This window comes from Oleiphilus sp. HI0123 (assembly GCF_001635315.1).
This window is the reverse complement of the sequence record NZ_LWGE01001049.1, coordinates 1-13131: the sequence shown is the minus strand read 5'-3', so window position 1 is coordinate 13131 and position 13131 is coordinate 1. Positions and strand designations below refer to the sequence as shown.

The window sequence follows — 13131 nt, the reverse complement described above, 5'->3', positions numbered from 1 at the left end:
GGTTCGTCTGGAAGAAGATGGCGAAACCGTTACTATAGGTATTACTGATCATGCACAGGACCTACTGGGCGACGTGGTATTTGTTGAATTACCTGAAGTTGATGCAGTCATTGAAGCAGGTGAAGAAGCCGGTGTTGTCGAGTCAGTTAAAGCAGCATCTGATATCTTTTCTCCTGTTGGTGGAACGGTTCTAGAAACCAATGAAGGCTTGGAAGATTCGCCTGAAACGGTTAACAGCGATCCTTATGATGATGGCTGGTTCTTCAAATTGAAGATCTCTGATCCTCAAGAGCTTGAAGGCTTATTGTCTGCTGACGAATACAAAGAAATTTGTGAAGCAGAAGAGCACTAAGAAACTTAGTGTTTCAGCTGGTAACTGATAGCATTTGCCAGCTAATTATTTCAGACCTTTGTGATACTTGTTTAGATCGTGCAATTTCGGTGAAGCAAGTCGGCAAAGGTTTTTATTTTTTAAGTTCCTGAGTGAATGCTTTGGGAACTCGCTGCAAAGAGGGTGTGTAATGCCTTTTATTCCTCATACGGAACACGATATCCAGAAGATGTTGGATGTTATTGGTGTCGACAAAGTCGATGACCTGTTTGATGAAATTCCAGCTCACTTACGAGCCAAACCACTGAATGGTGTGCCTGAAGGTTTAGGCGAAATGGAAATGATGCGGCTAATGAGCGAGCGTGCTCAATTAGACGAAGGTGCGCTATGTTTTATTGGTGCCGGTGCCTACGAACATCATATTCCTGCTGCTGTGTGGGATGTGACGATGCGTGGTGAGTTCCTGACTGCCTATACACCTTACCAGGCAGAGGCAAGCCAAGGGACTTTGCAGCTAATCTATGAATACCAAAGCATGATGTGCCAGCTTACGGCGATGGATATGTCTAATGCTTCCTTGTATGACGGAGCATCGGGCCTAGCTGAAGCCGTGTTGATGGCGATTCGTGCCAACAGAAAGTCCAAGAGCAAAAAGGCTCTGATCGCAGGTACCGTACATCCTCTATACCAGCAAGTGGTTGATGACATTGTTAGCAACCAGGGAATTTCCATTGATGTATTGCCAATGGACGATAAAGCGCTTGCCGTTGATAGTGCAGCGTTAGAAAGCTTTGCTGGCCAAGACTATGCCGCTTTGATAATTCCTCAGCCAAACTTCTTTGGCTCGTTGGAAGATGTGAATGCTTTAACCAACTGGGGCCAGGCAAATGGCATGTTGGTTATTGGCGTCGTTAATCCGACAGCTTTAGCGCTATTAACGCCTCCTGGTGAATGGGGAGATAAGGGTGCCGATATCGCCGTGGGTGAAGGTCAGCCATTGGGTATTCCTATGGCATCGGGTGGCCCGTATTTTGGCTTTATCTGTTGTAAAGAAAAGCTGGTTCGCCAAATGCCAGGACGTATTATTGGTCGTACTGTCGATCTGGAAGGTAAAGAAGGTTTTACCCTGACCTTACAGGCACGCGAGCAGCATATTCGCCGTTCTAAAGCGACTTCCAATATATGTACCAACCAAGGCTTGGCGGTTACAGCAGCAACGATTTATATGTCTTTGATGGGCTACAAGGGCCTTTCTCAGGTAGCGATGGCTTGTCATCAAAATACTCAAAAATTGCGCGCTAAGCTTGAAGCAATTGACGGAGTGTCAGTGCTGAATGGCGAAGCCTTCTTCCATGAACTGGTTGTACAGGTCGATAACGATGCTGATGCAGTACTTGAAAGCATGGCTGAGCAGGGCGTGTTAGCGGGCTATGGTCTTGAGCAACACTTTGATGCTTTGAAGAACTGTATTCTAGTGTGTGTGACTGAAGTGAAAAATGATGCCGACCTGGACTTATTCGCTAACGCGTTAAGCCGGGCGCTAGCAGGAGGAGAAGCCTAATGTTGATTTTTGAAAACGGTAGTCAGGGCAGAACAGCTTCGGCGCAATTACCTCCTAAAGCCGATAGCCAGGCGACCACGATTCCTCAGGAATTGCTACGTCAAAAGCCGGCGCTTATGCCAGAGGTATCTGAATTACAAACTGTGAGACACTTTACTAACTTGTCTCGCAAGAATTTCTCGATAGATACTCAGTTCTATCCCTTGGGCTCTTGTACGATGAAGTACAACCCAAAAGGTGCGCAGCGTGCAGCGAGTTTGCCGGGTTTTATATCTCGTCACCCTTTAGCGCCTGAGTCGCATAGCCAAGGTTACTTGTCATGTGTCTATGAGCTTCAGGAAGTACTTAAAGAAGTGACGGGTATGGCGGGTGTATCACTAAGCCCTATGGCCGGTGCACAAGGTGAATTCGCCGGTGTTGCGATGATCAAAGCCTATCACGAAGCACGTGAAGATTTTGGAAGAACTGAAATTATCGTTCCAGAAGCAGCTCATGGGACAAACCCTGCTACAGCGGTAATGTGTGGTTATAAGGTAAAAGAGATCCCTGTAAAGTCAGGCGGTGATGTTGACCTGGAAGCGCTTAAAGAAGCAGTTGGCCCACAAACAGCCGGGATCATGATGACTAACCCTTCGACCTGCGGCGTGTTTGAAAGACAGATCGAAGAGATTGCCAAGACGGTTCATGACGCGGGCGGTTTGCTTTATTACGATGGTGCGAACCTGAACGCGATCTTGGGTAAAGTACGCCCGGGCGATATGGGTTTTGACGTGCTGCATATGAACTTGCACAAGACCTTTGCAACACCTCACGGTGGCGGTGGACCAGGTTCTGGCCCAGTTGCTGTAGGTGAGCGTTTACTACCATACCTGCCTACGCCAATGGCGGGTTGTCAGGCGCAAGCAGACGGCGTTAAGAATTATCATTGGGTGACCCAAGCAGATAATGTAGATTCCATCGGTCGCCTAAGTACCTTCATGGGTAATGCCGGGATTATTCTTCGAGCCTACATTTACGCAGTACTACTTGGCCGAGAAGGCTTGCATCGAGTTGGTGAGTTTTCAACCTTGAGTGCAAACTACATGGCTAAGTTGATGGCTGATGCCGGTTTTGAATTGGCCTATCCTGAGCGTCGAGCCACGCATGAGTTTATTGTGACGATGAACAAACAAGCGAAAGGTCTGGGTGTCACGGCGATGGACTTTGCCAAGCGTTTACTCGATTACGGCTACCATGCTCCGACCACTTACTTCCCCTTGTTGGTACCAGAGTGTTTGCTGATTGAACCAACCGAGACAGAGTCTATTGACGAGCTAGAAGGCTTTGTTAAGGCGATGGCAGCGATTCAGAAGGAAGCGGAAGACACACCAGAAACAGTAAAAGGTGCGCCTTATACGCAACCTGTTCGTCGTCTGGATGATGTTAAAGCTGCACGAGAACTTGATGTAGCCTACTCAGCGCCAGCAGAGTAAAAATGTTCCAAAAGGGTGCGCTATGGTGCACCCTTATCCTGCCCTAAAAATTTCTAAACTATTTCAAACGTACGCCTTGGCAATATCCGTTTTAGCATCTATCTTACTATTTCAATATGGATGAGAGTTGTCGCAGGGTATTAGCTAATACGACTTACCTGACAGACAATATTTCTAGCTCTATGTTCTTGATATACAGTTGTTAGCTGTTTTTAGGGCATAATCTTTCGATTTCTCTATAGTCTATATATCCGTTTCCAGAATTAAAATTAGGTTTGTATGCTCTTCGCTACGCAAAACGAAGACCTGTATTTAGTGCTGTGTTGTATGAGTATTAATCAATTTGGCCTGTTTTGACCTAAAATGATCTAAATAATACTAATAGAATTTGAAAAAATTATATTTTTCAAATGCTTAAAGTTTAAAAATGTGATAAATCTATATTTATCTTTTGGCTGTAGATACACCTGCCAAGCGGGTGGCACGACTTGAATGGAGCGTTATTAATATGGACCAGTATTCAGAGCGGAACCCTTATGCTGATCACTTGGTAGAAATTAATAAATATAACCCGGTTTTAACGACGCAAGACATATGTAATAACCGTGGGGCAACAGTTGTACCCAAAGGAACCTACCTCACTGAAGACGTTGCCAATAAGATTGCGCGCTTTCAGCTGGAACTTCCCATAGAACTGCAAGTTAGCTTGGCGAGTACCGTATCACCTAGTGAATTGTTTGACTCGATTCGTAAGGCACAGAATAAGGTCTTGAAGGGCTTGGATCGCATGGATTTAACCAAGGAACTGGTTCGACAGTGTGGTTTAATCAGTGCTTATCCACTGCTATCTCAAAAGCTGACAGTTTTTGCAGATCGCTTATCGCCCCGTTTTAATTCAACTCAAAGTGCTACCGGTTTTGCAATACTCATTGCGCTTGAGCTTGGACTCAATGATGAAGATATGGAAGTTGTCTTCACCGCAACACAAATGCATGATGCAGGCTTCTTGAATATTGACCCTGATATTGCTGCCATTTTTGACAAGCTTCCCGATAGCGAAAAGCGACAAATGTATGTGCAGCAGTTGTCTTTGGGGGGCGAGTTTCTTGAAAATATACCTAATCTGTCCGAGCGGGTAGGGCGTGCAGTCAAAGAGCATAAAGAACGTAAAGACGGTTCAGGCTGGCCGCAAGGCATTATCGGAGATAAGCATAGTCTCGATGCACAGGTTGTTGGTCTTGCTGTTATGCTTGATGAAGCCTATCGAAAAAAATTGCGTCCGAGAGGTTATGGGCCTTCTCAGTTAATTCCTTTAATTCAGGCTGAATCAGAGGCGGTTGATCGTGATATATGTCATGCCGTCGTCGAGATGCTGCGTAAGAATGCCCAGGGCCTTGCTCAAGTTATCCCCATAGAGTTTATGCCCAAACTATCACGTTACTTGGTGGTGCAGCAGCGTTTTATGGTGCATTGGTTGGAACTTGCAAAGCAATGTGCTGTAGGGATGCGAGAGGTGCAAAGTATTGCACAGACAGAGCGTTCCATGTTGATCATCACAGGCCTGGAGGAACTCTACCGTAATTCAGGTTTATGGGATTCAGAGGTTCGGCGTTGGCTCAGTGAGGCGGCCGATTGCTTGGAGGTTGAGCATAATGCTAGAGAGTGTGAAGAGCTTGAGGTTGTCGCGCTACTGCTAGAAACTGTGCTGGATAAGTTGAAGGCTTTGCAATGGTCTATGCGAGATGCGGCCAAAAAAGTAGGTAGCGACTGGATCAACCGCTGCGATGACCTCGCCAGCTTATTGTATTCGATCCCCAAAGATCACTTCGAAGCCTTTGAAACCTACTCATGTTTTGCTGAAGAGTAGGCGGAATATTGCGACATAGGCTAATCGTTGCTACGCTTAAAGGCACAATAACAACGTTTAGTCTTATCGATAATGAAAATAACTAAAAAGAACCTAATCCGCAGCGCCTGGCTTGGCGCCATGGTCATCATAACTATTGCCTTAACGCCGGTTTACCTCAAAAACGGTGGCTTTTACTTCGATGATCAGGGCCTTAGAGTTGAGGATGTCAGCTTCCGGACATCCAGCCGCCTGAAGTTTCGCACTTACAATGACTCTTCTCGTAAAGGCGATGTCGTACTCTGGTTTCGTTATAAGCAAAAGAACGAATGCCTCTGGATCTTTCAAATGTTCCCAGAAAGCCACGTCGACCTAAACGCCCAGTGCCCGGGCTTAAAAGATAAAGACTACATCATCAACTACGAATGGGCTGCGAGTAACCCTCGGCTAGCATCGAATGCTGTACGCCTGGGAATGGTTAAAGACTTCTTTTAAGATTTTTTGTTGGAAGGTTGTAGGTACAACTGTTTGGTGTTTTGTCTTTTTATTAATATGTGAAGAGATTGAATGCCGCCGATAAGGAAATCGTTTTGTCTAGTCATGCTTCAAATGAGGCTGGAAAGTCTTCATCCGTTGATACGGGCTTAGCTTGCCTGGTATCAATAGCACGTTATCACCAAGTCGCTGCAGATCCAGAGCAGATTCGTCATTACTTTGGTACTAATGAACCTTCATCCGAAGCTAAAAACTCGGCCTCTTGTCTGAATGATAAAGATATCGTTCGTGCTGCTAGACACCTAAAACTTAAAGCTTCACTAACAAAAGCAGACATCGCTAAGTTAGAAAAGATGGCCTTACCTGCGATAGGCCTGAGTAAAAATGGTGAGTACTTTATTCTTGCCAAAGTCGCAGATGAAAAGGTTCTTGTTCAAGTGCCTGGTTCTGAAAAACCACAAGTCTTCACTCTTAGTGAATTCGAAGATTATTGGAATGGCAGAATTATTCTAATTACTCGACGTTCACTCCTGCCAGGTATGAACGGTAAATTTGATATTTCCTGGTTTATCCCCGCTATTATCAAGTACAAAAAGATCTTGATGCAGGTCTTGGTTGCCTCCTTCTTTATTCAGTTATTTGCACTAATTACGCCGTTGTTCTTTCAGGTGATTATCGACAAAGTACTCGTCCATCAGGGCTTAACTACGCTCGATGTATTGTGCTTCGGTTTAATCGTCGTTTCCTTATTCGATGTGATTTTGAATGGCCTTCGAACCTACGTCTTCTCGCATACCACCAATCGGGTTGATGTGACCTTAGGGTCGCAGTTATATAACCATCTCTTGCGTCTGCCCATATCATTCTTTAATGCACGGCAAGTGGGGAATACTGTAGCCAGAGTTCGAGAGTTGGATACCATTCGTGAGTTTATTACTGGCTCTGCTTTAACGCTGATTATCGATATCCTTTTTACCGTGATCTTTTTTGTGGTGATGTACTACTACAGCCCAACCCTCACATGGATAGTGTTAGGTTCGATTCCCCTTTATGTGATTCTATCGGCGACAATCACGCCAGTTCTTAGAAACCGCCTAAACGAAAAGTTCAAGCACGGAGCAGAGAACCAGGCTTTCTTGGTCGAGTCCATTTCAGGCGTTGAAACGCTTAAGTCGATGGCTGTCGAGCCTCAAATGCAACGTCGTTGGGAAGAGCAACTAGCTGCTTATGTGTCGTCCTCTTTCAAGGCGATGAACCTAGGCAATATCGCCAGCCAAACGGCGGGCTTTATTAACAAGGCAGTTACAGTATTAATCCTTTGGGTGGGTGCAACACTGGTGATTGCAGGCTCCTTGAGTGTCGGGCAGTTGATCGCATTCAATATGCTCGCAGGCCGAGTCAGTGCACCGATTCTGAGGCTCGTTCAACTCTGGCAAGACTTCCAGCAAGCAGGCATTTCATTAGAGCGCTTGGGGGATATTCTTAATACGCCGGCAGAACCTGGTCATAACCCAAACAGAACAACGCTGCCTGACTTGAAAGGCAAGGTGTCACTAGAACATATTACCTTCCGCTATCAGCCAGATCGACCTGAAATACTCAAAGATTTAAGCTTGGAAGTTTCGCCCGGAGAAGTGATAGGCATTGTTGGTCGCTCAGGTTCAGGCAAAAGTACCTTAACCAAACTCGTGCAAAGGCTATATGTGCCCGAGTCAGGCAGAGTGCTGGTTGATGGTGTCGATGTCGCACAGGTTGACCCGGCATGGCTACGCAGACAGATAGGCGTGGTGCTTCAAGAAAACGTTCTATTTAACCGTTCAGTCAAAGACAATATCGCCTTGGCAGACCCAAGCATGAGCATGGATAGAGTGATCGAAGCCGCAACCTTAGCAGGTGCACATGAATTCATTCTACAACTTCCAGAAGGTTACGACACCGTGGTGGGCGAGCAAGGCGCTTCATTATCAGGAGGGCAAAAGCAACGTATCGCTATTGCCAGAGCGCTCATTACCAACCCCCGCATTCTGATCTTTGATGAAGCGACCAGTGCCTTGGATTATGAGTCTGAGCGTATCATTCAAGACAATATGCGCTCGATATGCAAAGACAGAACGGTATTTATTATCGCTCATCGTCTATCAACCGTTCGTGCAGCAGACAGAATTATCGTCATTGAAACCGGGCGAATTGTTGAAAGCGGAAGCCATGATGAATTGCTCGAGCTGAATGGCTACTATGCCAAGCTACATAGCCATCAAAGTCATATTCCTAGCATTCGCGAGGTCAAAAAAGACGAAGGTAAAACAGCTAAGCCCACGAATAAACTAGCGATGAATTTACCTAAGGCGAAGATAGTCTCCAAGCCGAAAACATCCACAGCTAATCAGATGGAAAGTGAAACAGATGGAGGTGTGGAATGAGCTCCTCAATTCAACTCCCTGTGGGTGATGTCTCTGAAGAAAAAACAAAGAAAGGGCTGTTTGCTTTCCTTCATAAAGATCAGTCAGTCTCGCATAAAGAACTGTACCAGTTCTTACCGGCTGCTATTGAAGTAGAACAAACCCCAGCCTCATCAGCCGGCAGAGCCATTATCTGGGCAATCGTAATACTATTCACTATTGCCTGTGTGTGGGCTTACTTTGGCAAGATTGATATTGTTGCGGTTGCGCAAGGTAAAGTGATTCCAAGCGAACACATCAAACATATTCAGCCCTTAGAAGCGGGAAAGATCAAAGCGATTCACGTCAGAGAAGGGCAAAGCGTCAAACAAGGTGAGCCGCTCATAACGCTAGACAGCACGCAAACACAGGCCGATGTAGATCGTTTAGCACACGAGATTGCCGAACTATCAATGAATATTGAAAGGCTATCGCACTTCGATCATTGGCTGAGTTTAGTTTTAAAGGGAGTAGGTTCGCAGGCTTTGGCCCCGTTAAAATCGACGAGCCACCAAAACCTTCTCGTACAACAGAAAACCGAACTTAACGCCAAGCTCTCATCCCTGGAAGTTGAAAGACAAAAGCTCCAAGCAGAACAACAAATGGTCGAAGCGGAAGCAACGAAAAAAGAAAGAGTCATACCCGTACTGGCCGAACGAGTCGATGCGCTCGAACAACTCCACCGAAAAGACTACGGCTCAAAGCTTCCATACCTAGAACTCAAGCAAGAGCTAATCGAACAAGAACAAGACTTGAAAGTACAACAAGCCCGATTCAAGCAACTGGATAGCTCAATACTTGCCATCGAAAAACAAACCCACTCATTACTGGCAGAACAGCAGTTAGCAACGCTCTCGCAAAAGCAAGAATTTGAACTGAGATTAGAAGGCCTAAAGCAAGAACTCGTCAAAGCAAAACAGAGAAACCAGCAACAAGCAATCGTTTCACCAATAGATGGTCAAGTGCAGCAATTAGCAGTCCATACTATTGGAGGCGTAGTCACACCCGCCCAAGCACTCTTGGTGATTGTACCGGACCAAAGCAAAATGGAAGTGGACGTGATGATTCTTAATAAAGACATCGGTTTTGTGCAAGAAGGGCAGAAAGCTGAAGTCAAAGTCGATACCTTTAACTTCACCAAGTACGGTTTGATTGATGCAGAGATTAAGAGCATTTCTGACGATGCGATACAAGATGAGAATTTGGGCTTGGTTTATAGTGCTCGGGTAGCCTTGGCCAAAGAGCAATTAGTGGTAGAAGGTAGAGAAGTGAAACTGTCACCGGGGATGTCGGTGATGGCTGAAGTGAAGACAGGGAAGAGGCGCTTGATAGAGTACTTTTTATCGCCTTTGTTGAGGTATAAGCAAGAGAGTTTGGGAGAGAGGTAGTCGTTATAGGCATCTTATCTTTTAATCTGTTTAATTTAATGTCAGAATACGTCAGTGGCGTATAGTTGTGTTTATGGTTATTATTGAAACAAGCGTATTTACCAAACTCATTAAGCAATTGATGCCTGATGAACAATATCGAGAGCTACAAGAAACGCTGGTTAATCGGCCTGACCTTGGTGACCTGATTAGAGGTTCTGGAGGTTTGCGTAAGATCCGTTGGAAGCTTAAGTCTGCAGGTAAAAGTGGTGGTGTGCGAGTTATTTACTATTGGGTGGTAAGCGATGAACAAATTCGTATGCTGTATGTTTATCCAAAGGGTAAACAAGAAAGCTTAACTTCAGATCAATTGGCGATATTAAAAACCATTGTAGAGAGGTGGTAAATGATATGAAAGATAATGACTTTAGTGAACTGCTGGCGAGCGTTCAGGAAATGGATGATATAGTTGAAGGTAAAGCGGGCACATCGCGTAACTTTAAATTTGAAGAGCCTGAAGTTAAGGCGATTCGTGAAAAAATTGGCTTATCTCAAACCCGTTTCGCAGGACTCATTGGTGTCAGTAAGCGTACATTAGAAAATTGGGAACAGGGGCGGCGTTATCCAACAGGTCCCGCGAGAGCTTTGCTTCGTTTGCTAGACAAAGACCCAGAATATGCTCTGCGCACTTTGAATGGGTAATTTTGAGAATTACTTAATAGGTTTGTTTATCTCTTTGTTGACCTGCATCTGCTATAACTAATTTCCCATAATGGTTGTACCTACAACTCCAGCTCGCAAGTAACTTTTTTATTCTATCGATCCTTTGAAGAAAAAGGTGTCACATTTAATTTTTAAATACAGAAAATAGATGTGAAGTCTTTTGATTCAGTCTGTATAGCAAACAAGGAGGTGAGCTATGCCGAGAGGAAAGCGCCTGATAGTGTCAAGCTGCCCTCATCATATTGTCCAGCGAGGACATGATAAGACGGCAGCGTTTTTGTGTGATGAAGATGACCAGCACTATTTGGAGGTCTTGATTGAAGCAAAGAATGATTTAGGAGTCGCAGTGGAGCGGTGTCAACTAACAGGCACAGGAAAGTTTGTAGATGAGATTGAAAGGCGTATGGGTCGAAGAGTCGAGAATAGAGGATCGGGTAGGCCTGGGAAGTAGGTCTGACAGCTTTTCAGACACAGATACCAGGAATTGATATAGGTACGTATAATGTCGTACAATTATTCTGTGAGGGGGCAATGAATAAGTTCAAGGACGTTAAAAAGCGGATCCTGCAATGTATATATGATGGAAATGTTTTGCATGAAGCCAGAAACAATATCGAGATTAAGAACTTGTTGGAAGTAGGTGATGTTTCGATCGAAGAGCTAGCAGAAATCATTAAGCATACTCGAGGAGACGACTACGAGGTCAGTCCGCATCATAAAGATCAAAGTATAAATGTGCACCTTATTAAGACTCGGTATCGGCGCCAGTCATGGTATATAAAGTGGTTTTTTATAGAACCAAATGCTGTGTTTATAAGTGTGCATCAATGAGGCCAGTTATGAAAATATTAAAAGAGGGTGATGTGGGAAAGGTTCTTTGTCATACCTGTGAGTCAGTACAAAATTCCACGTTTAAGTTGAGAGACGTCCCCTTTAGTGATGACAGTGGTAGTGTTAAGAACATATTGGCGGGTGTTTGTGATGCCTGCGATAGTGTTGCTGCGATTCCTCATCAATCTACTCCAGCTATTAAGAAGCAGTTAGATAAGCAGCGTAAATCAGTGGAAGGCCGAGTGCCCTCTCACTTAGTTGATGTCCTAAACTTGGCTAGCGATAGTCTCGGAGCTAGTGCTGATTTTATTCCTAGCCTGATTAAATACTACATTCATGCTTTTTATGAGAACTCGATTGCGCCCAAGGATTTACTACCTTTGCTTAAGAGTGATTTGGCAAAAGGTCGAGCGAATAAAAGAATATCACTAAAAGGGCGTTACGTGGCTGAAGAGATAGAGGTGCTTAAAGCTAGGGCTCAGATAGAAACCACAACGGAACTCTTAAAAAGTATTGTATTAAAGATTCACGAAGAAATACTCGTTAAGCAAAAGGCGAGTCGAATCAAAGAGCTTGAACGCTTAGTCGCTGCGGTGGCTTAGTATTAACGACCGATAACGGAATGAATTGAAAATTTTAAGGAAGAAAATATGGGTATATTAGTCGCATTTCTCACCTATCTTGTCGTTGGTTTGCTAGCAATTATATTAGCGCCCGTTCTTTATGCTTGGGTGACCAAGAAGGTAATCGTTTTTGAAAACGCCATATTCAAAGAGTATGCCTACTTCTGGGTGCTCTTGATTCTGCTTGGAGTGGTTTTCCAGGTGCTTTATGTTGCAACGACCCAAGTCATTTACGGCATGGAGCAGCCTATAGGCCTCTACGTGGAAAACTATTCAAATTTGAGTGCACTGATTGGCTTTGCGACAGAGGTGTTGCTTGCTAAATGGATTTTTAGGGAAAGCTATTGGAAGGCTTTTAAGGCATCAATTGTGTACACCATTCTTCTGGTTTTATCTCTTATGATTTTATTTTTTGTTGGGATTTGGGTTGGGCTTAGTGCTTTTGTTGGAGGCTAGTTCTGTCGGCTTGGGTAGGAGGTCTGGTAAATGTTAAGAGTATTACTTAAATGGCTTAAGAAAATAACGATCTTATCAATCGCACCAATTGGTATTTATGGAACTTTGGAGTTGTCTCGCTATTACAGCACAGATGTTCAGTATTTACCTGATGACAGCTTCTTTACTGAGTTTGAGGATATCAAGGTTGATCAATTCGGATGGAGTGCACGGTCAGGACACGGAGGCATCTACTGGGTAAGTGACAATGAAATAGTCACCATGGCAGAGATTGAAAACGAAAAAGCTTTATACCTTGTGAATGTTACGGATGGCTCTTATACGAAATTGGTAGATACCCAAAGTCAAAAGAGGAAGCTCCGTCGATATTGCTTTTCCAATGACACTCTATTTGTCTCTTCATGGCCTTCTTCAGAGCCGCTAGAGTTCGAATATCAACCTAGAAATTTTAAGATTGTTTCTCGGCGAGGTTCTGAACTGAATGGACGATTACGTTCAGCCGTTAGGTGTGGATACTACTCGAGGCCAGGTAAATCTAAACAGCGCAAAGGAATCAGGGAACTGTTAAGGGAAGATGGGTTCATAGTGAAGTTAAGTTCGACTGGAGAGAAGTTTGACAGTGTAGAGTTAGTTAATGCAGATGGTGTTAGCTACAAAGAACTAAGTTCCGAGCCTGATGTTGTTAATTCAATTAATGGTACTGCATTGTACTATCCATATTTTGATGGGTATTTTTCTTATATGACGCAGTATAAACCATGTCCTGGAGTTGGCGTTTGGTGGTTAGGTCGTAAAGATTGGACGCTAAAGGTAAAGGACTATTGTTTAGGTCCTTGGTCTAAGGCTGGTTCGTCTGTTATAGCGCCTACTAATGTTGGTTTATTTGTTGAGCAGCACGGCAGCGGTAAGGGAGCTCCTTGGGCTTTGTATTATTTAGTAACACCAGAGCAAGAGTTGCCAATAGATATGGTAGGGGGGCGTGGAGTTA

Annotated in this window: 14 protein-coding genes; all 14 read left to right on the top strand. The window is 44.4% G+C overall.

Going from position 1 to position 13131, the window contains the following annotated elements; translation table 11 throughout:
- Nucleotides 1-352, top strand: a 352-nt coding sequence (gcvH, locus tag A3761_RS09415) for a glycine cleavage system protein GcvH (RefSeq protein WP_068750144.1), incomplete at its 5' end; no start/stop codon positions are given.
- A gap of 169 nt (nucleotides 353-521) precedes the next feature.
- Nucleotides 522-1892 (top strand): aminomethyl-transferring glycine dehydrogenase subunit GcvPA, encoded by a 1371-nt coding sequence (gene gcvPA, locus A3761_RS09410; protein WP_068508148.1) that lies wholly within the window; start codon nucleotides 522-524, stop codon nucleotides 1890-1892.
- Nucleotides 1892-3364 (top strand): aminomethyl-transferring glycine dehydrogenase subunit GcvPB, encoded by a 1473-nt coding sequence (gene gcvPB, locus A3761_RS09405; protein WP_068508146.1) that lies wholly within the window; start codon nucleotides 1892-1894, stop codon nucleotides 3362-3364. Before gcvPA ends, gcvPB begins: the two co-directional genes overlap by 1 nt.
- A 508-nt stretch (nucleotides 3365-3872) precedes the next feature.
- The gene (locus A3761_RS09400; RefSeq protein ID WP_068553083.1) at nucleotides 3873-5231 is read left to right on the top strand and encodes an HD-GYP domain-containing protein; all 1359 of its coding nucleotides are present in this window, start codon (nucleotides 3873-3875) and stop codon (nucleotides 5229-5231) included.
- Between the two features lie 72 nt (nucleotides 5232-5303).
- A complete protein-coding gene (locus A3761_RS09395; RefSeq protein WP_068507607.1) occupies nucleotides 5304-5705 on the top strand; it encodes a hypothetical protein in 402 nt (133 codons plus the stop codon).
- A gap of 95 nt (nucleotides 5706-5800) precedes the next feature.
- On the top strand, nucleotides 5801-8125 hold the full coding sequence (locus A3761_RS09390) for a type I secretion system permease/ATPase (protein ID WP_156490314.1): 2325 nt from the start codon (nucleotides 5801-5803) through the stop codon (nucleotides 8123-8125).
- Nucleotides 8122-9531 carry an HlyD family type I secretion periplasmic adaptor subunit gene (locus A3761_RS09385; protein WP_082865112.1) on the top strand — a complete coding sequence of 470 codons (1410 nt, stop codon included), beginning with the start codon at nucleotides 8122-8124 and terminating at the stop codon, nucleotides 9529-9531. The genes A3761_RS09390 and A3761_RS09385 overlap by 4 nt, the downstream gene beginning before the upstream one ends.
- A gap of 73 nt (nucleotides 9532-9604) precedes the next feature.
- The gene (locus tag A3761_RS09380) at nucleotides 9605-9916 is read left to right on the top strand and encodes a hypothetical protein (protein WP_068508142.1); all 312 of its coding nucleotides are present in this window, start codon (nucleotides 9605-9607) and stop codon (nucleotides 9914-9916) included.
- 5 nt (nucleotides 9917-9921) lie between these two features.
- Nucleotides 9922-10212 carry a DNA-binding transcriptional regulator gene (locus A3761_RS09375; RefSeq protein ID WP_068508141.1) on the top strand — a complete coding sequence of 97 codons (291 nt, stop codon included), beginning with the start codon at nucleotides 9922-9924 and terminating at the stop codon, nucleotides 10210-10212.
- 217 nt (nucleotides 10213-10429) lie between these two features.
- Nucleotides 10430-10684 carry a hypothetical protein gene (locus A3761_RS09370; RefSeq protein ID WP_068508138.1) on the top strand — a complete coding sequence of 85 codons (255 nt, stop codon included), beginning with the start codon at nucleotides 10430-10432 and terminating at the stop codon, nucleotides 10682-10684.
- An 80-nt stretch (nucleotides 10685-10764) separates the two neighbouring features.
- Nucleotides 10765-11064, top strand: coding sequence for a hypothetical protein (locus A3761_RS09365; protein WP_068508136.1), 300 nt, complete (start codon nucleotides 10765-10767; stop codon nucleotides 11062-11064).
- Between the two features lie 8 nt (nucleotides 11065-11072).
- On the top strand, nucleotides 11073-11666 hold the full coding sequence (locus tag A3761_RS09360; protein WP_068508134.1) for a hypothetical protein: 594 nt from the start codon (nucleotides 11073-11075) through the stop codon (nucleotides 11664-11666).
- Nucleotides 11667-11714: 48 nt separating this feature from the next.
- The gene (locus A3761_RS09355) at nucleotides 11715-12143 is read left to right on the top strand and encodes a hypothetical protein (protein WP_068508133.1); all 429 of its coding nucleotides are present in this window, start codon (nucleotides 11715-11717) and stop codon (nucleotides 12141-12143) included.
- Between the two features lie 30 nt (nucleotides 12144-12173).
- Nucleotides 12174-13131, top strand: a 958-nt coding sequence (locus A3761_RS09350; RefSeq protein WP_156491778.1) for a hypothetical protein, incomplete at its 3' end; no start/stop codon positions are given.

Bases quoted from the DNA above. Each gene is read 5' to 3' on its own strand.
- gcvPA (WP_068508148.1), top strand. From the start codon at position 522: ATGCCTTTTATTCCTCATACGGAACACGATATCCAGAAGATGTTGGAT.
- gcvPB (WP_068508146.1), top strand. From the start codon at position 1,892: ATGTTGATTTTTGAAAACGGTAGTCAGGGCAGAACAGCTTCGGCGCAA.
- A3761_RS09400 (WP_068553083.1), top strand. From the start codon at position 3,873: ATGGACCAGTATTCAGAGCGGAACCCTTATGCTGATCACTTGGTAGAA.
- A3761_RS09395 (WP_068507607.1), top strand. From the start codon at position 5,304: ATGAAAATAACTAAAAAGAACCTAATCCGCAGCGCCTGGCTTGGCGCC.
- A3761_RS09385 (WP_082865112.1), top strand. From the start codon at position 8,122: ATGAGCTCCTCAATTCAACTCCCTGTGGGTGATGTCTCTGAAGAAAAA.
- A3761_RS09380 (WP_068508142.1), top strand. From the start codon at position 9,605: ATGGTTATTATTGAAACAAGCGTATTTACCAAACTCATTAAGCAATTG.
- A3761_RS09375 (WP_068508141.1), top strand. From the start codon at position 9,922: ATGAAAGATAATGACTTTAGTGAACTGCTGGCGAGCGTTCAGGAAATG.
- A3761_RS09370 (WP_068508138.1), top strand. From the start codon at position 10,430: ATGCCGAGAGGAAAGCGCCTGATAGTGTCAAGCTGCCCTCATCATATT.
- A3761_RS09365 (WP_068508136.1), top strand. From the start codon at position 10,765: ATGAATAAGTTCAAGGACGTTAAAAAGCGGATCCTGCAATGTATATAT.
- A3761_RS09360 (WP_068508134.1), top strand. From the start codon at position 11,073: ATGAAAATATTAAAAGAGGGTGATGTGGGAAAGGTTCTTTGTCATACC.
- A3761_RS09355 (WP_068508133.1), top strand. From the start codon at position 11,715: ATGGGTATATTAGTCGCATTTCTCACCTATCTTGTCGTTGGTTTGCTA.